The 19,853-nt window shown below is 61.3% G+C and carries 12 protein-coding genes and 1 riboswitch; of the genes, 5 read left to right on the top strand and 7 right to left on the bottom strand.

Features of this window, described 5'->3' with window-relative positions:
* Positions 1 to 110: 110 nt before the first annotated feature.
* From cobN to RCAS_RS03360, 5 genes are all read right to left on the bottom strand, one after another.
* Positions 111 to 4,340 (bottom strand): cobaltochelatase subunit CobN, encoded by a 4,230-nt coding sequence (gene cobN, locus RCAS_RS03340; RefSeq protein WP_012119204.1) that lies wholly within the window; start codon positions 4,338 to 4,340, stop codon positions 111 to 113.
* 128 nt (positions 4,341 to 4,468) lie between these two features.
* Positions 4,469 to 5,137 carry a cob(I)yrinic acid a,c-diamide adenosyltransferase gene (gene cobO, locus RCAS_RS03345; RefSeq protein ID WP_012119205.1) on the bottom strand — a complete coding sequence of 223 codons (669 nt, stop codon included), beginning with the start codon at positions 5,135 to 5,137 and terminating at the stop codon, positions 4,469 to 4,471.
* Between the two features lie 278 nt (positions 5,138 to 5,415).
* A riboswitch (cobalamin riboswitch) is annotated at positions 5,416 to 5,560 on the bottom strand.
* A 223-nt stretch (positions 5,561 to 5,783) separates the two neighbouring features.
* Positions 5,784 to 7,013: an ABC transporter ATP-binding protein gene (locus RCAS_RS03350; RefSeq protein ID WP_012119206.1), complete on the bottom strand. Its 1,230-nt coding sequence runs from the start codon at positions 7,011 to 7,013 to the stop codon at positions 5,784 to 5,786.
* A gap of 406 nt (positions 7,014 to 7,419) precedes the next feature.
* On the bottom strand, positions 7,420 to 7,791 hold the full coding sequence (locus tag RCAS_RS03355) for a hypothetical protein (RefSeq protein WP_012119207.1): 372 nt from the start codon (positions 7,789 to 7,791) through the stop codon (positions 7,420 to 7,422).
* A 12-nt stretch (positions 7,792 to 7,803) separates the two neighbouring features.
* Positions 7,804 to 8,805: a Uma2 family endonuclease gene (locus RCAS_RS03360; protein ID WP_012119208.1), complete on the bottom strand. Its 1,002-nt coding sequence runs from the start codon at positions 8,803 to 8,805 to the stop codon at positions 7,804 to 7,806.
* 468 nt (positions 8,806 to 9,273) lie between these two features.
* Between RCAS_RS03360 and RCAS_RS03365 the strand changes: the two genes are divergently transcribed.
* The 3 genes from RCAS_RS03365 (at position 9,274) to RCAS_RS03375 (ending at position 12,590) form a co-directional block, all read left to right on the top strand.
* Entirely contained in the window at positions 9,274 to 10,125 is an 852-nt protein-coding gene (locus tag RCAS_RS03365; RefSeq protein ID WP_012119209.1) for a metallophosphoesterase family protein, read from the top strand.
* A gap of 14 nt (positions 10,126 to 10,139) precedes the next feature.
* Positions 10,140 to 11,120, top strand: a complete 981-nt coding sequence (locus RCAS_RS03370) for an AAA family ATPase (protein WP_012119210.1) — start codon at positions 10,140 to 10,142, stop codon at positions 11,118 to 11,120.
* A gap of 81 nt (positions 11,121 to 11,201) precedes the next feature.
* Positions 11,202 to 12,590: a vWA domain-containing protein gene (locus RCAS_RS03375; protein ID WP_012119211.1), complete on the top strand. Its 1,389-nt coding sequence runs from the start codon at positions 11,202 to 11,204 to the stop codon at positions 12,588 to 12,590.
* A gap of 2 nt (positions 12,591 to 12,592) precedes the next feature.
* On the opposite strand, the gene gpmI is transcribed toward RCAS_RS03375, so the two are convergent.
* Both gpmI and secA read right to left on the bottom strand, forming a co-directional pair.
* A complete protein-coding gene (gene gpmI, locus RCAS_RS03380; protein WP_012119212.1) occupies positions 12,593 to 14,167 on the bottom strand; it encodes a 2,3-bisphosphoglycerate-independent phosphoglycerate mutase in 1,575 nt (524 codons plus the stop codon).
* A gap of 27 nt (positions 14,168 to 14,194) precedes the next feature.
* Positions 14,195 to 17,269, bottom strand: coding sequence for a preprotein translocase subunit SecA (secA, locus tag RCAS_RS03385; RefSeq protein ID WP_012119213.1), 3,075 nt, complete (start codon positions 17,267 to 17,269; stop codon positions 14,195 to 14,197).
* 276 nt (positions 17,270 to 17,545) lie between these two features.
* Between secA and RCAS_RS03390 the strand changes: the two genes are divergently transcribed.
* Positions 17,546 to 19,234: a glycosyltransferase family 39 protein gene (locus RCAS_RS03390; protein WP_012119214.1), complete on the top strand. Its 1,689-nt coding sequence runs from the start codon at positions 17,546 to 17,548 to the stop codon at positions 19,232 to 19,234.
* Positions 19,218 to 19,844: a nucleotidyltransferase family protein gene (locus tag RCAS_RS03395; protein WP_012119215.1), complete on the top strand. Its 627-nt coding sequence runs from the start codon at positions 19,218 to 19,220 to the stop codon at positions 19,842 to 19,844. Before RCAS_RS03390 ends, RCAS_RS03395 begins: the two co-directional genes overlap by 17 nt.
* Positions 19,845 to 19,853 lie beyond the last annotated feature (9 nt).

The raw sequence follows: 19,853 nt of genomic DNA on the forward strand, positions 1-19,853 counted from the left end.
GCGCACGACCCCTCGCTCTGCTCGGGGTGACAATGCCGGATGTTCACAGGTAATGAGTATTACACCATGCCACGTTCGACGGCGCGCCCCTGCCTGGAACCGTGCCACGTTCAACCTTCCACCCCCTCCCGCCACAGATCACCCTGCTCTAGCAGCGCCTCCAGCGTCTCACGGGATTCGGAGGACGGGCTTGCCCACATGCCGCGACCGATCGCTTCGTACAGACGCTCGGCCATTGCGTGCAACGCCCAGGGGTTGACCTGTTCCAGCCATTGCCGCACCTCTGGATCGCGCAGGTAGCGTTCGGTCACGCGCTCGTACATCCAGTCATCGAGCACCCCGGCAGTTGCGTCGTAGCCGAAGAGATAATCAACCGTCGCTGCCAGTTCCAGACCGCCTTTGTACCCGTGACGTTGCATGCTGGCAATCCACTTCGGGTTGATCACTCGCGCCCGGAACACACGCCGCGCCTCTTCGCGCAGATCGCGGGTGCGCGGACGCGCCGGGTCGCTGCTGTCGCCAAAGTAGCGCGCCGGATTTTTGCCGGTCAAGGCGCGAATGGCGGCGATCATGCCGCCGTGGAACTGAAGGTAATCATCGCTGTCGAAAATGTCGTGCTCGCGGGTGTCCTGGTTTTTGGTTGCAACCTGCACCCTGCTCAGCGCAGCGGCAAACGCCTTCTCGGCAGGAATGCCCTGTGCGGTGGCAGTGTAGGCATATCCGCCCCAGGTGAGATAAACGCGAGCAAAGTCGGCATCGCGCTCCCAGTTTTGCGCGTCGATCAATGGCAGAATGCCCGCCCCATAACTGCCCGGCTTACTGCCGAAGATGCGGTAGGTCGCCTCCCGACGCGCTTCCTCCTCGGACCTGCCGGCTGACCGCAGCGCGCGCACTGCATCCAGCGCGTGTTTGCGCGGAAAGTTCATCTCCGGTGGTTCGTCGAGCGCAATCACTGCCTGCACTGCATGGTCGATCAACGCAATCAGGTGCGGGAAGGCGTCGCGGAAGAACCCTGAGATGCGACAAACGACATCGATCCGCGGGCGTCCCAACTCCTCCAGTGGGACGACATCGATCCCGATCACGCGCCGGTTCTCGCGCTGCCAGCGCGGGCGCACGCCAAGGAGCGCCAGCGTTTGGGCAATATCGTCACCCGCCGTGCGAAGAGCGCTCGTGCCCCAGATGCTGATCCCGACGCTTTCAGGGATGCGACCGTATTCGCGCCGATAGCGGGCGATCAGATCGCGCGCCAGCCCCTCGCCGGTCTGCCATGCAGCAGGGCTGGGCAACGCGCGGGGATCGACGCCATAAAAGTTGCGACCGGTCGGCAGGACGTGCGCCATGCCGCGGGTCGGCGCGCCGCTCGGTCCCGGCGGGACGAACCGCCCTTCCAGAGCCGCCAGCAGATGGGCGATTTCGTCGCGCGCACTCCGCCGCAGGTTCGGCATAAGCGTCTCGCAGGCATAGCGTAACGCAGCGGCGATGCGCACATCGGACCCCACGGGAAGCGTAGCGGTTATCGCCTGTTCGACGTGCTGCGCGCACCAATCGCATGCTTCCAGATAACGCAGCAATGCCTTGCTCAGCGTTTCGACATGCTCGATGACATCAGCGTTCGTCTGAAACGAATGAGCATCCTGTGCTGTGCCACTCCCCACCCGACGCAGTCCCGGTCGGTCGCGCAGCGCCTGCCAGTCTTCGCCCAATGCAGCCGCGACTGCCTCCGGCAAACTGGGAGTGTCCAGGTTCGGCAACCGAAGCAGATGGTAGACCAGTTCCACCAACTGCTCACCGCTCGGCATCACACCGAGTATGTGCAGACCATCGCGGATCTGCGCGCCGGTCAGTTCACAGAGATACCCTTCGATATCTTCCAGCAAATGCGCCACTTCTCGACCTTCCAGTTCCGCCAGCGCGGTCGGCGTGCCGTCCTCGAGGAAGCTGCCGTCCCACTCGTGGCGGTGATCGCCGTGGTTTGCCTGAAGGATGTAGCGCAGATCGTCATCGAGATTGGAGCGCTGCAACACCTCCCAGATCTGGCGCTGGAGCAGCGGCAATTTGCCGGGATCGAGCTGTTCTGTGCGATAATATTCATCGACCAGTTGCGCCAGTTCCGCCAGATCGCCATACGCCCCGGCGCTGGTCATCAGCGGTGTCAGATGATCGACGATCACGGCGTGGGCGCGTCGCTTCGCCTGCGTGCCCTCACCGGGATCGTTGATGATGAATGGGTAGATCAGCGGCAGATCGCCCAGGAACTGATCGGGAAAGCATGTCGCCCCCAGCCCGACCCCCTTGCCCGGCAGCCATTCGAGTGTTCCGTGTTTCCCAAGGTGGACAATGGCGTCCGCCTTCCACTCGTCCCGCAGCCAGCGGTAGAGCGCATAGTAATTGTGCGGCGGCGGTAGATCAGGACGGTGGTAGATAGCGTTGGGGTCCATATCGTACCCGCGCGGCGGTTGCAGCGCCACGAAGATATTGCCGAACTCCATCCCGGCGAGCGCCAGATCGCCATGGTGAACATACGCCCCGCCCGGCGGCGGACCCCACTGGCGGATCATCGCTTCCTGAAGCGCAGGCGGCAGATCGGCGAACCAGCGGGTGTACAGCGCGCCAGAAACGTGGTATGCCTGCTGCAATTGTTCGGTCGTCAACCAGGTTTCATCGTAGGAACAGCGTGCGATCAGGTCGGCGATCAGGCGGTCGCCGCTTGCGGGCAGATCCTCCACCCGATACCCCGCATTCTGCAAGGCATCGAGGAGGCGCATAAGCGATGCGGGTGCGTCAAGACCAACCGCATTGCCGATCCGCTGCGCTTTGGCGCTGCTATTGGTGAAGACGAAGGCAATCCGCTTTGCTGCGTTGGGTTTGCGACGCAGCGCCGCCAGCCGGCGGGCAAGCCCTGCGAGCCGCGCTATGCGTTCTTCATCAGGAACCGAACGCGCCGGAGATTCACCCTGCTGCTCCTTGAACGCCGTCGGCACACCGATGATGCGCCCGTCGAACTCCGGGATCGCCACATTCATCGCCGTATCGAGCGGACCAAGCCCGCGACCGTTGCGCAGCCACTCATCGCGCGATGCGCTGCTCACCAGCGCCTGAACGACCGGCGCATCGAGCAGGGCAAAAGGATGCGGATCGCTCTCCCCAAGCGCAAAACTCAACGTACTGATCACAACATCCACCGGTCCGGCTGCGCTAAGCGCGCGCAGCGCGTCGGGGTAGCCACCATTGGCGGAGTCTTTCAGGGACTGCGTGTAGACGGCGCGGACGCGCAACCCATGCGCCTGAAGCGCCGCGATTATCGCATCAACAAACGCCGTATTGCCACTGAGCAGATGCGCGCGATAGAAGAGCACTCCAGCAACCGGACGAGCGTCGTCAGCGGCGCCGGCGCAGCACGGCGCCGCGACCGGCGTATAGATGCCATGCATCGGCAGTTCGACCGGCGGCTCATACCCCCAGCCACTCAACAGGAGATGGTCGCTGAGGCACTGAAGACCGTTCACAACATTTGCCGTTCCGCCACACTGAAAATAGGCGCCGACCAGCAACGCCAGCGGCACGCCGACCGTCGAGCGCGCCATCAAATCCGGGTCGAGCGTTTCGACTGCCGGAAGACAGAGCAGGAACCCGCCGGTCGCGCGCGCCCACTCCTGCAAACGTTCCAGCCCATATGCGAAGGCGCCAGCGCTATGGAGACGAACGACCACAACCGCCATGCCGGGAAGCATATCGCGCAGCAGATGATTAACAGCGGCATCGTCGGTCAGGCGACCGATGTGCGCCACCCGCAACGGCGCAAATCCCTCCGGCAGAAACGCGCGCGCCTGTTCGAGCGTCAGCAGATCAGTATCTGCCTGGCTGAGCACCAGAATCCCATCGCCGATCATGGCAGGCAATGGCTCGCGGTGATCATCGCCAGGCGTGCTGCCATCCCACGCGAAACCATTGAACAGGAGCGACGCCAGCGCTGGCGGCGGCGGCAGATCGCGGTCGGTTGCCAGCAGCGCCTCGATGTAATCGTAGAGGATGGGAACGAGCGCCGCATCGTTGAGTGAGTGAAACCAGTATGGGCGTCCATCGATGAGGAGCAGCGCAACATTGGCAAGTGGGCAGGGACCCAGACATCCTCCCTGGCTCAAATGCACCCGGTTGCGCAGTTTGCGTCGCTCCCATTCCTGATGGTAGCGATCGACGGGAACCGGAGCAAAGCCGCGCTCCGTATGACCACAACAACAACCGGTGGCGCAGACAATCAGCATCCCGCGACGCGCCCCGGCATTGACCAGGCGCCCATCGGTGCGCTGAACCATGTTGCGTTTCAGGCGTTCTGCCATGCGCATTCCTGCAAAAAGCGTCCACAAGCCAATCCGTGCAGACCCGACTCAGCCCGCGCGCATCCGTGCCCATTGCAAGCCATGCTCAAGCAAGCAATCAAACGTTTTGCATCTCCGGGCATTACTCCTCAGTACTCAATGCCCTTTTGCGCCCGAATGCCCTGATCGCGGAACGGATGCTTCACCTCGCGCATCTCGGTCACCAGGTCGGCAAAGTCGATCAGCGCCTGGGGCGCATTGCGCCCGGTGATGATCAGATGGAGCATCGGCGGCTTGTGCTGGCGCAGCCACTCGATCACGTCCGCCGTATCGACCCAGCCATAGTTCAGCACATACGTGAATTCATCCAGCAGGAAAATATCGTAGTTGCCGCTGGAAATTCGCGCTTTTGCCGTTTCCCAGCCATGGACCGCTTTTGCCTGCGTTTCATCGAGATCGCGGCTTGTCCACGTGAAGCCATCACCCATCGGCGTCAGTTCGACCCCCATGCGCTGGAGTGCGCGCAGTTCGCCATAGTTCGCATTTTCATGCTTCAGGAACTGAATGCCGCCCACGCGCATATCGCGCCCCCAGGCGCGCAGCAGAATGCCCAATGCCGCAGTCGTCTTCCCCTTGCCATTGCCGGTATTGACGATCACCAGCCCTTTCTTCACCCGATTGGCGCGTGCGGCTTTGCGCCGCTCCCCGGCTTCTGCCGTGGAACCGGGGCGTAATGGCACGCCGGTTTGCCCATCATCGCGCGAAACACTGCGTGAGGTTTCTGGCGTGTGTTGACTCACCTGTTCTTCAGAAGTCATCGTGTAGACCTTTCGATGTGTCCGCCAATAAACGCATATGGTCACGAAGAAGCAATTGCGCCAGCGCTCACTGCTCAACCGCGTTAACTGGTGCGGCAGCAGGCAAACGGAATAAACCGGCGAACACACAAGCGCCGGCAACCTTCGACGTTCAACCGAATGCGACCGCCATTCAGACATAAAAAACCCCGGCCTCTTTCGAGAACCGGGGCGACAGAGCGTGCAGCGATCCCTGACGGAACGCCAATTCTGTTCACCCTCCCTGGCTCGAGAAGGGCTGAACAACAGACATCGCGGCAGGCGTCCTGGCTTCCGGCTGACAATCGCCGGTTACAGTTGCGGCACAGCGCTGGACTTGCACCAGCTTCCACCTTTACGCCCTGGCATCCGGGCCTGCGGGTCACCGCGACGGTCGTTGGATTGAACAGGTGCAGAATCACGCCATCCGGCGCAGGATCGCGCGGGTATGGGTGAGAGCAACAGCGCGAGCATTATAGCATAAAGCGCGACGCGAGGAAAGCAAAGCGCGCAGGTTCCACGCAGCGCCGTTGCAGCGCATCGTCGCACACGCAACCCGTTGCGCCGTTGCAAGGCGCCGGTGCGCGGGGGTTGGGGCGCACATCACACGGTGCGCTGCAACGACGTGTCACGCGCCCGCCGCGCGCCAGGACCAAACGCCTCCCAGCGTCACTGCGCCGAAGCGTTCCCTTCCCCCTTCATTCTGGACGGTAAAGCGATAGAGGCGGTCGTGATGATCGTAGGCGTGCAACATGGTTTCGTCGTACACGGCTGCGCTGAGGAGGTACCGCCCAGCCAGCAGCGGCAACGCCGGAATACGCATCTCAACCGTCCCTCCGCCCTGTACGGCAGGAATGTCGAGACCCGCAAACAATGTATTTGGTCCGGCGAGAAGGATGCCGCTTTCGTGATGAATTGCCAGACCGAAAACGGGACGCGGCACGTTCTGCCAGGCATGATAGCGAATCCGAATGGTCAATGGTGCGCCGGTGTGCGCCACCGCCCGCGCAACCCCATCGGTATCGAGCAGTTCCACACCGGTAATCTCGACTTCGCGCGTGCCGAACCGTCGGTTGGACTCCAAAGCCAACATCTCGTGCCGCGCCAACGCCTCACGTTCACGACGGTTCACCTCGGCGAGGTAGGCGTCAATCACCTCACCGGTTGATCCGAGCGCACGAACCACGCCGCGATCCAGCCAGACGGCATGATCGCACAGGGTCCGCACCGTATCGAGCGCATGCGACACAAACACAATCGTCTTTCCCGCGTGGCGGAATGTCAAAATGCGATCCATGCACTTGCGCTGAAACGCCTCGTCGCCAACCGCCAGCACTTCGTCGGTAATCAGAATATCGGGGTCTACTGCCGTTGCGACCGCAAACGCCAGGCGCGTGTACATGCCAGAGGAATAGTACTTGACCTGGAGATCGAGGAAGTCGGCCATGTCGGCGAATGCCACGATCTCCTCCAGACGCGCTGCCATGTCGCGTCGGCTGAGTCCCATAAGTGAACCGTAGAGAAACACATTATCGCGACCGCTCAACTCTGGATGAAACCCGCTGCCAAGCTCAAGGAGCGCTGCCACACGTCCCCGCAAACGCACCCGACCCGCTGTCGGTTCGAGGATGCGGGTCATCAACTTGAGCGCGGTGCTCTTTCCGGCGCCATTGTGCCCGATCAGTCCAAAACTTTCACCACGAGCAATGCTGAAGCTCACGTTGCGCAACGCCCAAAATTCATCGGCAGCCTTAGCCGGGTGTAACCATCCTGCCAGACGCTCCTGAATGGTCACAGGGCGATCACGCTGCAATAGAAACCGTTTGGAAACGTCCTCGAATTCGATTGCTGCGCTCATCGCGCCTCTCCTGTATTCCCTTTCCGGCGCCGTGGTCGTGGTCGGGACGAGTCATCTCCCGCCAGGCGGCGCATAGTATAGCGAAGATGATTCGGATGTCAATGGTCGATGTCATGTCGCACGCAGCAGGGTGTAGGCATGGTGATCTCGGATACCAATGACCTGTGACCATCCGGCATTGTCATCCTGAGCAGCGCGAGGGGTCTTGCGCGACCCGCTCCGATTCCTCGCTGCGTTTACCCTGAGCGAAGCGAAGGGCTCGGAATGACCCGCATGCGGCATCGTCAATCGTCATTGGTAGAGTCTCAGCGCTGCATCTGCCGCTCCATGCGTTGCCGCCAATCACGACCCGCGCGGCGGCGACGTAGATCCGTGCTGGCGTGGCGATCTCCGCAGCGGAGGGTGCTCAGCCCGACACCGAACCGTCGGGCTGAGCGGTAGGTTGGGTCCCGGCGATCAATGATGATGTGCCAGTGCCCGCCGTTCCCAGAAAGGACTGTCGCGGGATAGAGCGCGCCTTTATAGCAGAATGGTCGACGGCTTGGGGTATGAACGCTTCTTTGACGATAAACGGCGCACCTGCGATGCATGCGTGTTCGACGCCACCACACAGGCGCTGTGCAACCTTATGACTCAACGACAACGCCGCCAGACGCACACGCGGTTCTTCTTCGAGCAGCAGCGTGGCGCGTGCATCGATTCGGATGGGTCGAGAACCGGGCGTCACGCTTACGATGAGATGCCGCCAGACGGCGCACACCGACTTCCTGCCCCGCATAACAGAGTCGCGTTACCCCTCGCCACGCAAACGGCGCAGTTCTTCTTCGAGTGCGCGCAGTCGCTCTTCGGCGGCGGCGCGGGCTGCCGCTTCTGCGGCGCGGGCGGCGGCTTCGCGCCGGGCTTGCTCTTCGGCGGCGGCGCGGGCTGCCGCTTCTGCGGCGCGGGCGGCGGCTTCGCGCCGGGCTTGCTCTTCGGCGGCGGCGCGGGCTGCCGCTTCTGCATACGCCTGAGCTTCCGCTTCCATCCGCGCCCGCGCCTCCGCTTTGGCGCGTGCCAGCACTTCCGCCATCTTTTCTTCCGTCTCGATCACGATCGTCGTCAACGTCGCGTAATCCCCCATCCGCCGCTCCTGCTCATCGTAGCAGTACAGCTCGTTGTCCTCGACCCCGATCCAGACCCGCAACGGCGCCAGCCACACCCACCCCTGCGCATTTGGAATCAGCGAACGATACGCCCCGTTTGTGATCTCGTAGCCGAGCACGCGCAACAGTGACTTGCCACGTTGTTCAACTGCGTCCACAATCACGTACCACGGTACGCCTGCCATTGCATAGTGCGCCACCTTCTCGTTCAGGTCGAGTGTGCGTGTCTCCGGCGAGGTCACTTCGACGATCAGCGTCGGGCGCACCCCTTCCTGCGCCACGTCGAAGGTGCTCCAGTTGCGAATGCGTCGCACGCCGAAGATGACCATGATGTCCGGTCCATGCGCCTTCAGTTCCGGCACGTCCCAGGCGATGCGCACGTCGCTCAGCACGACGGCATCAGGACGGTCGGCGGTGCGGGCGAGAAAGACATCCGTCAGATAGTGGACGCGCCGCTGATGATCGTAATTGCAGAGCACCTGATCGCCCTCCTGAGGGTGCAGGACATCTTCCAGCGTGAGCGGGACCTGATCGAAATGATGGGGGTCATCGGCAGTCGGGCGGGGTACGTAGCGCCAGCCGTAGCGGAACGGGTCATCGGTAGGCGGCGTCTCGGGCGCCGGATGAGGATGAATGGTGGGATGGGTCATAGTATTGCCTCCTGACGTGGCGAGGAATCGCGCGCATTATCCGTTCTGGTCATCGAAGATCACTCCGCGATTGAACAACACCGGTCTCTGCGCCGAGGATAATCTGGTATCAGACGCAGACTTCACGGATTGCGACCGGTTCATCTCTGGATCGGATGATGCGCGGCTCCTTGGTCTGGCGGGCACAAATGCTGCGTTAGCGCTCTGTTGGCTGTGCGATTTATCGCCCAGACGCGATCTTGATGTCAAGACGTATGGTGATCACTCCGCACATTGTACCACGTTCAGCATGATGATGAGCGCACCGAGGCGTCGCAATGCCCGCAGTCTGATATGTATCTCAAAAAGTCTGCACCTGTGCTGGGTCACTCCCCACTTCACAGCGGTCCATGCTATAATGCATGACAGAACCCCGCTCTTCTCTGTCCGCTGTGCGTTCAGGTTCGTGATCAGAAGATTGATTGAAGCATGCGCATTGCCTACACCGCCGACCTTCATGGCAACCTATCCGACTATCGCGCATTGTGCGAGTTTGCGGCGCTCCACAAGGCGGAAGTTGTTGTCGTTGGCGGCGATCTGTTGCCCCATGCGATGCGGCGTGATGATGCGCTGACCGTGCAGCGGACGTTCGTGGAGCACAGCCTGGCGCCGCTTCTGCGCGCATTTCGGGCGCAACATCCGACAATTGCGGTCTATCTATTGCCGGGGAATGATGATTGGGCGGCGGCGTATGCAGCAGTCGAAGACCTTGCGGCGGAAGAGTTGGCGTATCCGCTTCACGAGCAGGTTTATCGGATGGCTCCTGATCTCTGGATTGCCGGATATGCCTGCGTACCGCCGACGCCGTTCAGCATCAAGGATTTCGAGCGGTGCGACGAAAGACGAATGCAGCCGTTCAGTTTCGAACACGCGCTGACCAGTCGCAGTGGCGTGATCCAACCGTTGCAACGTCAGGAATTCGAGGCGCTGCCGTCGATTGCGGAAGACCTTGCGGCGCTTGCCGGGCGCAGCAATCCGCGCCGCACGGTGTATGTCTGCCACACGCCGCCTGCCGATACGCCGCTCGATCTGATGTCGAACCGGCGCCATGTCGGCAGTCGCGCATTGCGTGCGTTCATCGAACAATATCAGCCGCCGCTCACCCTGCATGGGCATATCCACGAAGCACCGTCACTAAGCGGAACGTATGTTACCCGGATTGGCGCAACCTGGTGCATCAATCCGGGACGCGATCAGCGCCGGTTTCACGGCGTTCTGATCGACTTCACAGACGGCATGGTTCGCATGGAACACACCGTCTACGGCACACAACCGGAGTAGAAAGGCTATGGTCCGTGTTCAACACCATTAGCGACGTTAAAACAGCGCTCAGCGCGCAGCGTTACATTCCTTCCGATGAAATTGCCACAACCGTATTCCTGGCAGAGAAACTCGGCAAGCCGATCCTTGCCGAAGGTCCGGCTGGCGTGGGCAAAACCGAACTGGCAAAAGTGTGGGCGGCGGCGACCGGGCGCGAGTTGATCCGCCTCCAGTGCTACGAAGGTCTCGACGAAACCAAGGCACTCTATGAGTGGGAATATGCCAAACAACTGCTCTACACGCAGTTGCTGCGCGATAAACTCAACGATCTGCTGGCGGGCGTGACGACGCTTGCCGAAGCCGCCGACCGGTTGGCTGCCGAGGAAGATGTGTTCTTCTCCAGTCGCTTCATGCTGCCGCGCCCGTTGCTGAAAGCGATTACGAGCGAGCAACCGGTGACGCTGCTGATCGACGAGATCGACCGCGCCGACGCCGAGTTCGAGGCGTTTCTGCTCGAGGTGCTGAGCGATTTTCAGGTGAGCGTACCCGAACTCGGCACCATCCGCGCTCGCCATCAACCAATGGTATTATTGACCAGCAACAACACCCGCGAACTCTCCGAAGCGCTGAAACGCCGCTGCCTCTATCTGCACGTCGATTACCCCACGGCCGAACAGGAACTTCAGATCGTCAACCTGAAGGTGCCCGGTCTGCCGCCAAAACTGGCGCAGCAGGCGGTGGAACTGGTGCAGCGGCTGCGCGGCATGGACCTGAAGAAGCATCCGAGCGTCTCCGAAACGATCGACTGGGCGCGCGCGCTGCTCGAACTCAACGCCCGCCATCTCGACCGCGCGACGATCGAGACGACGCTGAATGTGTTGCTCAAGTTCGAGGGCGACTTGCAGCGCGCGCGCCGCGCCATGGTGCGCGACGAGGGCGACCGCGCGCGCCGTGAACGCGATGAGTTTGGTCGACCGCGGCGCGACGACGAGGGCGGACGCTTCCGCGGCAACTAGCATGAAGCGGGCTTTGGTCCGTCACCAGGCGGTGTTCGCCGCAGGTGAACCTGCGCTTGAGCGCATGAGGAGGGAATAGGGATGGATCAGCGGGTTGTCGATTTTATCCATGCCCTGCGCGCAAAAGGAGTGCGCATTTCGCTCGCCGAAAGTATCGACGCAATGCGTTGCGTCGAAATTGCTGGTGTCGCCGATAAACAATTCTTCCGTTCGGCGCTGCGCGCGTCGCTGGTGAAAGAGCCACGCGACCTGCCGACGTTCGATGAACTCTTCCCGCGCTTCTTCGGTCTCGATGCCCCGCCGCCGCTCCAGCAGCCCGGCGGTGGGATGTCCCCCGAAGAGCGCGAACAACTGGCGCAGATGCTGCAACAGATGCTGGCATCGCTCACACCAGAGCAACTCCGGCGTCTGTTCGAGATGATGATGACCGGGAAGGGCATGAGCGGCAGCCAGATGCGCCAGTTCATCGACGAGAACACGACCGCTACACAGATGACGACCGGCTTCCAACCGTGGGCAACGCGTCGCGCGCTGCGTGAATTACAGTTCGACCGCCTGGAGCAGTTGCTTCAGGAACTGATCGAGAAACTGCGCGAAGCGGGAGTCGGCGAGGCGGCGCTTCGGCAACTGGAACAGGAAGCGCGCGAGAACCGCGCGGCGCTGGCGCAGCAGATCGGCAACGAAGTGGGGAATGGGCTGCAACAGCGCGAAGCCGAAGAACGCCGTCGCCGCCCTGCCGAAGATTTGCAGGATCGTCCATTCGAGGAACTGACGTACCGGGACGATGATGAGATGCGCGCCGTGATTAACCGCCTGGCCGCACAGTTGCGCACGCGCGTCGCGCTGCGGCAGAAACGCGCCAGCAAGGGCGCCCTCGATGCCAAGAGCACCATCCGCGCCAATCTGCGCTACAGCGGCGTGCCACTCGACATTCGCCACCGCCGCAAACACCTGAAGCCGCGCATTACCGTCATCTGCGATGTCTCCGGATCGATGCGCGCTGTCACCGGCTTTATGCTGATGCTCGTCTATGCGTTGCAGGATCAGATCAGCCGCACCCGCCCCTTTGTGTATTACCGCACCATTGCCGATGTGCAGGCTGATTTTCAGCAACTGCGCCCCGAAGATGCGATCCGCGTCGTGCCGGAGCGGGTGCAGGGTGGTCCCTGGCAGACGAGCCTGGGGGCATGTCTGGCGACATTCACGCGCGATTATCTCGACGCGGTTGATCGCCGCACCACGGTGATCTTCCTCGGCGATGGTGATGATCATCTGTCGCCGCCGAACCCGCGCGCGTTCGAGACCATCAAGCGCCGTGCACACCGCGTCGTCTGGTTTAACCCCGAACCGCCCTATCGCTGGGGGCGGGAAGACAACCACATGCACATCTACGCTCCCATGTGCGATGCGGTGCATCACGTGAGCAACCTGCGTCAGTTGGTTGCGGCTGTGGACGGGCTGTTTTCGTAAACCTATGTGCGCACAATCAGGCTCTTGCCCGTCATCTGCGGCGCAGGTTCGAGTCCCAGCAGGTCGAGCACTGTCGGCGCGACATCGGCGAGACGTCCACCGTCGCGCAACGCGACCCGCCCCTTGTCCAACCCCAACCCCGGAGCGGCGATCAGGTACGTCGGCACCGGATTGGTCGTGTGCGCCGTGTGCGGTCCGCCGGTCTCCGGGTCGATCATAAGTTCGGCGTTGCCATGGTCGGCCATGACGATCGCCGCGCCGCCGCGCGCCACAACGGCATCGACAATCGCGCCGGTGCATTCGTCCACCACCTCACACGCCTTCACCACCGCCGGAATGACCCCGGTGTGCCCCACCATGTCCGGGTTGGCGTAGTTGACCAGAATGAAATCGTATGCGTCGGACTCAATGGCTTTCAGCACCACATCGCGCACGCCGTAGGCGCTCATTTCCGGCTTGAGGTCGTAAGTCGGCACCTCTTTCGGCGATGGAACGATCTGCCAGTCCTCATTGGGAAACGGTTGTTCGCGCCCGCCGTTGAAGAAGAATGTGACGTGCGGATACTTTTCGGTTTCCGCTGCGTGGAATTGACGCAATCCGGCATCGCTGATTACCTTCGCCAGCGGCACAGCGACATCATCGTTCTGAAAAGCGACCTGATACGGCATATTCTTTTCGTACTCGGTCATAGCAATGTAGATCAGATCACGCAGCATCTCCCGCGCGAAGCCATCGAAATCGGGCAGGGTGAAGGCGCGACTGATCTGACGCACCCGGTCGGCGCGGAAGTTGAAGCACACCACAGCATCGCCGTTACCAATCGTGGCGACCGGTTTGCCGGCTTCGTCCACAATCACGGCTGGCTTGATGAACTCATCGGTCACGCCGTCGTCGTAAGAACGCTGGATCGCTGTCAGCGGATCGGGTGCGGGACGACCGACACCTTTCGTCAGCAGATCATACGCTTGTTTCGTGCGCTCCCAGCGCTTATCGCGGTCCATCGCGTAGTAGCGCCCGACCACCGAGGCGACGCGCCCAATCTGATGTTCTTCCATAAATGCGAGCAGATCGCGGGCGAACTCTATCCCGCTTTGCGGCATGGTGTCGCGTCCATCGGTGAACAGATGGACGTAAACTCGTTCGAGACCTTCGCGTTTTGCCAGTTCAAGGAGTGCTTTGGTATGGTTGACGTGGCTATGGACGCCGCCAGGACCGAGCAAACCCATCAGGTGCAGCGCTGTCCCGCGTTCCTTCACGGTGCGGATAGCGTTGCAAAGCACAGGATTGGTAAAGAACGTTCCATCGGCAATCGAGTCATCGATGACCGTAATATCCTGGCGCACCACGAAGCCGGCGCCCAGGTTCAGGTGTCCCACCTCAGAGTTCCCCATCTGCCCGGCCGGCAGACCGACATCTTTCTCCGCAGCGCGCACCAGGGTGAACGGACACTCGGCGCGCCAGCGGTCATCAAACGGCTTGCGCGCCAGTTTGACCCCGTTGCCTTCGACTTCTTCACGCTCACCCCAACCATCGCGGATGACCAGCAACACCGGTCGCGGACGTGGAACAGGTGTCATAGGATTCTCCCACCTTTCTAGCGCGTGTCACTTCTTTCTGGCGGACGCGCCCTTCCCGCGCTGCGCCTGGGGTTGAGACTTGCTGCGCTGTTGCGGATTGGCGGTTGGTGGAACTGCACGACCGCGCGGTACGGTCGATCCAGCGGATGGACCTGCATCCGGTTGTTTCGATGCAGGTCGCGCCGGGGTGTTTGCGGATTGACCCGCAGCCGACGGCTTTGTTGCCGGTTGCGCCGAGGCATTCTGCACCGGCGCCGATTGTTGGCGCTGCTGTAACAACGCGACAAGTTCCGCCTCGCGCCCCAGGTGGCAGGCTTTGAACTTCTTGCCGCTGCCGCACGGGCATGGATCGTTGCGTCCTGGCATCTGCACACTGTGGCGAACCGTCCGCAACACTTTTCCGTTGCCGTCGTCCGTTCCTGCATGCTGAGCAGCGATCAGACGGCGCTGCTGCTCGGCTTCGACCTGGCGCAGATACTGCTCGTACTGGAACGATGCCGGGATGATCTGATACACAATGTCGCGTTGAATGTTGGCTTTCAACTCTTCAAACATTGCGTAGGCATTGCGCTGATACTCAACGAGCGGATCGCGTTGCGCCACCGCCTGCAACCCGATCTCCTGGCGCAGGTCTTCCATGCCGGTAAGATAATCGACCCACTGCCGATCGATCGCGCCGAGCATCATGCGCCGCTCGAAGGAGCGCATACGTTCCTCGCCGATCGCCTGCTCGCGCGCCGTATAATCTTCCTCAATCGCTTCCATAAGCGCGTCTTCGATCTCCTGGCGCGAGAGGTGTTCAAGGTGCTCCGGCGCAATCTTCTCCTCGGTCAACATCGGATCAATCGCGCGCACGGCGCGCACCAATCCTTCGAGGTCCCACTCCTCGAAATCATCGGCGCGCCCGCGGGTCTCGGGCAGGTAGCGTGCAACCAGCGCATGCACTTCGTCGGCGATCATGTCGAGCACCCGCTCGCGCATATTCTCGCCTTCGAGGATTTTGCGTCGATCGGCGTAGATGACGGTGCGCTGCTTGTTCATCACATTGTCGAACTCGACCGTGTGCTTGCGAATATCGAAGTTGTACCCCTCAACGCGCGTTTGAGCGCTTTCGATGGTGCGGTTGATCAACCCGGCTTCAATCGGCAGGCTTTCATCGACACCAAACCGCTCCATCAAGCCCTTGACGCGATCCATCGGACCAAAGCGCCGCATCAGATCATCTTCGAGCGACAGGTAGAACCGTGACGAGCCAGGGTCTCCCTGGCGACCGGCGCGCCCGCGCAACTGATTGTCGATGCGTCGCGATTCGTGGCGTTCGGTGCCGATGATGTGCAACCCCCCCAACTCGCGCACCTCTTTGCCCTCGGCTTCCGTAATGTGCCGCGCTTCCTCTTGCGCCTCGCGGATCTGTTCTGGCGTCGCCTGCTCGATTTTGATGCCACGCCGGGCAAGGATTTCTTCGATCAGACCATCGGGGTTGCCGCCGAGCAGAATGTCGGTACCGCGCCCCGCCATGTTGGTGGCGATCGTCACGGCGCCTTTGCGCCCCGCCTGCGCCACGATGCGCGCTTCGCGCTCGTGGTACTTGGCGTTCAACACTTGATGTTTGATGCCACGGCGCTTCAGCATCTCGCTCAAGCGCTCCGACGTCTCAACCGAGGTGGTGCCGACGAGCACCGGGCGCCCTAGGGCGTGCATCTCCTCGATCTCTCGGATGACCGCCTCGAACTTTGCCTTTTCGGTGCGATAAATCTGGTCGTCATAGTCCTTGCGGATCATCGGGCGGTGCGTCGGAATGACGACAACGTCCAGATTGTAGATCTTGCCAAACTCCTCGCGCTCGGTGTAGGCCGTACCGGTCATACCGGCCAGCTTCTGGTACATGCGGAAGTAATTCTGGAAGGTGATCGTCGCCAGGGTGACATTTTCCTGGCGCATCTTCACTCCTTCCTTCGCCTCCACCGCCTGGTGCAGACCGTCGGACCAGCGGCGACCAATCATTTTGCGCCCCGTGAACTCATCGACGATGATTACTTCACCATTCTCGACGATATAATCCCGGTCGCGCTGGTAGATGAATTCCGCTCGCAGCGCATTGTCCAGGTAGTGGGTCAGGCGATAGTATTTCGGATCGTAGAGCGATTCGCCTTCGGGAATCTTCAGCAACCGCTCGACCCTCGCTACCCCCTGATCGGTCAACTGAACACTTTTCGAGCGCGGCTCGATCACAAAATCGCCCTCTGGATCTTCGATCATTTGTTTCTTGATCTGGTCGGGCGTGTAGGGGCTGGGTTTGAGATGACGCACCAGTGCGGCAAACTGACGGTATTCGTCGCCGCTTTCCTGCGCCGGACCCGAAATGATCAACGGCGTGCGCGCTTCGTCGATCAGAATGTTGTCCACTTCGTCCACAATGGCGTAGTGCAATTCACGCTGCACGAGTTGTGCGAGGTCCCACGCCATGTTGTCGCGCAGGTAGTCGAAGCCGAACTCATTGTTCGTTCCATAGGTGATATCCGCCAGATACGCCTCGCGCCGCGTGCAAGGGCGCCAGTGAACAAGGCGCTGATCGTCGGGGTTTGCCTTCGGATCGATATAGTCCGGGTCGTAGATCGCCGAGTATTCGTGCGAGATTGTGGCGACGCTCAACCCGAGCATGTGGTAGATTGGTCCCATCCAGCCCGCGCCAACCTTTGCCAGGTAGTCGTTGACCGTGACCAGATGGCACCCTTTGCCGGTCAGCGCATTCAGGTAGAGCGGCAGGGTCGCCACCAGCGTTTTTCCTTCGCCGGTTTTCATTTCGGCGATCTTGCCCTGGTGCAGTACGATGCCCCCCATCAACTGTACGTCGTAGTGACGCTGACCAATCGTGCGCCGGGCTGCCTCGCGCACCACAGCGAAGGCTTCGGGAAGCAAATCATCGAGCGTCTCGCCATCGGCGAGGCGCTGCTTGAATTCATCGGTTTTTGCGCGCAGTTCGGCGTCGGAAAGCGTCTGGATCGACGGTTCGAGGCTGTTGATCTGGCGCACAATCGGCTCGATCTGCTTGATCGCGCGATCAGGACCGAAGCCGAGTAGTTTCTCAAAGAATGCTTTCATGGAATCTCCTCCGCATGGTGCGGATGGGACAACGCGCTCGGTATTCTCGCTGTTTCCGCGTTATTGGACCGACGTGGCGCCATTGGGTGCATCGGGCGTGCAAAGGCGCAAAGTACCGTTCGCATTATAGCACACGCGGTTCTGTGCTGGCGGGAGTCCGGCATATCCATTGCACCGACGCGCGCTGCGTGCTATCATTCCAGGAGCAGCGTCGTGTGGCAGGGTTGCGCTCCGCACAAGAGGCGTGCAGACAGACGATCTGCATAGAATGCAGTCATGACCGCTCCTTCTTCGGCTGTTCCTCAGATACACACACGTGATCGCGCGCATACGCGGCTACGCCATGCTGTTGCGGCTGTCGCTCTGGCAACGTTGAGTCTCTTGCTGCTGCTCACGACGGAACCGCAGATTGGATTGACCTGGGATGAGCCGGCATACATTGTGGCAGCGCGCGCGTATGTCGGTTGGTTTGAACGTCTGGCGGTCGATCCCGGTGGCGCCTTGCAACCGGATGTTATCAGACGTTTCTGGGAGGCCAACCATGAACATCCACCGCTCGACAAAATCTGGTCGGGAATGGTATGGCAGTTTGCGCGCCACTTTCTCGACGACCTGCCGGCGCATCGATTGGGGAATATTCTTTTGACCGCCATTGCGGTCGGCGTGTTGTACGGGACAGTCACGAGTGGTTTTGGCGGTTGGGCGGGGGTGGCGGCGGTCGTGGCGCTGATCACGATGCCGCGTTTCTTCTTCCATGCGCATCTGGCGGCGCTCGATGTGCCGGCGGCGGTTGCGTTTTTTCTGGTGACGGCGCTCTTCTGGCATACGCGCCGGCGCCGCAGTGTCGCCTGGGATGTGGCGCTCGGCGTGGCGTGGGGTGCGGCGCTTGCAACAAAGATTAATGCGCTGTTTGTCCTTCCGCTGCTGCTGGTCTGGATACTGGCATTCGCCCGTCGCGGCTTTCTGATACGGCGCGTGATCGTTGCTGGGGGCATCGGTCTGCCAACGTTCATTGCGCTGTGGCCCTGGCTCTATCACGACACGCTCGCGCGATTGATCGCCTACATCCGCTTCATAACGGTCGATCACTGGAAGATCGCGCAGTGGTATTTTGGTGAAGCGTTGATGCCGCCGCCGTGGCATTTCCCGTTCGTCATGCTCGTTGCGGTCACGCCGCTGGGGATCACCTTTCTGGCGCTCGCCGGCGTCGGGCTCGGCATCGTTGCCATCCGTTCCGATTCGTCGATGCAACGCGAACAGGGTGCACAGATCGCGCTCTGGACGCTCGGCGCGCTCGTGCCGCTGCTGGCGCTGACGACCGGGCGAACGATGGTGTACGATAATGAGCGGTTGTTCATGCCAGCGTTTTTCTTCGTTGCTGCGTTGGCTGGCAGCGGTCTCGACGCAGTTGGGCGCTGGCTGCGTCGTTGGTTCGAGTGGCGCAAATGGCCGCACCTGGCGACGCCTGGCGTCGCGCTGGCAGGCGCGTTGCTGTTTCTGCCGCATCTGGTCATCGCAGCACAGATGTACCCGCACCTGCTTTCCTACTATTCCGAAGCCGTGGGAGGATTGCGCGGCGCCACGCGCATGGGGCTGGAAACAACCTACTGGTGTGAAACGTATGCTGTCGCGCTGCCATACATTAACGCGCGCGCTGCGCCTGGCGCTGTGGTGTGGGTAGAGGACTGGAGCCACGATGTGCTGCTGACATACCAGTTCTTGGGCCGCCTGCGCCCTGATGTGCGTGTTGCGCTTGCGCCCGGCGCCGGATCGCTCTTTAGCCGGTATGGGTTGGAAGGAACGCCGGCCGACATTGCTGATGCTGATTATGTTATCGTCACGTATCGGCAGACTGGTTTTGCGGCGCATGCCAAGATCGAACGCTGGATCGTCGGTCGCCAACCGGTGCTGCGCCTGGAACGTTTCGGCGTCCCGCTGATGGAACTGTATGAGCAAGAGCGCTGATCCTGATCGACCGGCGATTGCCGGCATCATCCTTGCTGCCGGAACATCGTCGCGCATGGGACGTCCCAAGCAACTTCTCGATTGGGGCGAGCGTCCGCTCGTGCGCGCGATTGCGGAAACCGCATGCACTGCTCGGCTCGATGAGGTGATCATCGTCACCAGAAGCGCAGACAGAGCAGTGACCGCAGCGCTTGCCGATCTTCCAGTGCGCATCGTGCCGAACCCACTCGCTGCTGCCGGTCAGAGCACATCGCTTCACGCCGGTATCGCCGCTCTATCGCCGAGCATCGCAGCCGCAGTCATCCTCCTCGGTGATCAACCATTCGTGACGGCAGCGATTATCGAGGCGTTAGTCAACGCCTGGTGCGATGATCGCGCACCGATCATCGCACCGGTGTTCGCTGGAACACGAGGCAACCCGGTTCTCTTTGATCGGTCGGTGTTCGCAGAGTTGCTCGCTATCGAGGGAGACCAGGGCGCGCGCGGCGTTATTGCCCGCAATCCAGCGCGCGTTCATTGTGTGCATTTTGATGATGACCGTCCGTTGCTCGACATCGATACGCCTGAAGCCTATGCTTATGCTCGTCTCGTGCTCGAATCCACTCGATGAGGGTGAGCC

Origin of the sequence: Roseiflexus castenholzii DSM 13941 (assembly GCF_000017805.1) — a bacterium.
GTDB classification, from domain to species: Bacteria; Chloroflexota; Chloroflexia; order Chloroflexales; family Roseiflexaceae; genus Roseiflexus; species Roseiflexus castenholzii.

Excerpts from the sequence above, each read along its gene's own strand:
- RCAS_RS03350 (WP_012119206.1), bottom strand. The coding sequence starts at position 7,013 with ATGAGCGCAGCAATCGAATTCGAGGACGTTTCCAAACGGTTTCTATTG.
- secA (WP_012119213.1), bottom strand. The coding sequence starts at position 17,269 with ATGAAAGCATTCTTTGAGAAACTACTCGGCTTCGGTCCTGATCGCGCG.
- RCAS_RS03365 (WP_012119209.1), top strand. The coding sequence starts at position 9,274 with ATGCGCATTGCCTACACCGCCGACCTTCATGGCAACCTATCCGACTAT.
- RCAS_RS03395 (WP_012119215.1), top strand. The coding sequence starts at position 19,218 with ATGAGCAAGAGCGCTGATCCTGATCGACCGGCGATTGCCGGCATCATC.
- gpmI (WP_012119212.1), bottom strand. The coding sequence starts at position 14,167 with ATGACACCTGTTCCACGTCCGCGACCGGTGTTGCTGGTCATCCGCGAT.
- cobO (WP_012119205.1), bottom strand. The coding sequence starts at position 5,137 with ATGACTTCTGAAGAACAGGTGAGTCAACACACGCCAGAAACCTCACGC.
- RCAS_RS03355 (WP_012119207.1), bottom strand. The coding sequence starts at position 7,791 with ATGCGGGGCAGGAAGTCGGTGTGCGCCGTCTGGCGGCATCTCATCGTA.
- cobN (WP_012119204.1), bottom strand. The coding sequence starts at position 4,340 with ATGGCAGAACGCCTGAAACGCAACATGGTTCAGCGCACCGATGGGCGC.
- RCAS_RS03390 (WP_012119214.1), top strand. The coding sequence starts at position 17,546 with ATGACCGCTCCTTCTTCGGCTGTTCCTCAGATACACACACGTGATCGC.
- RCAS_RS03360 (WP_012119208.1), bottom strand. The coding sequence starts at position 8,805 with ATGACCCATCCCACCATTCATCCTCATCCGGCGCCCGAGACGCCGCCT.
- RCAS_RS03375 (WP_012119211.1), top strand. The coding sequence starts at position 11,202 with ATGGATCAGCGGGTTGTCGATTTTATCCATGCCCTGCGCGCAAAAGGA.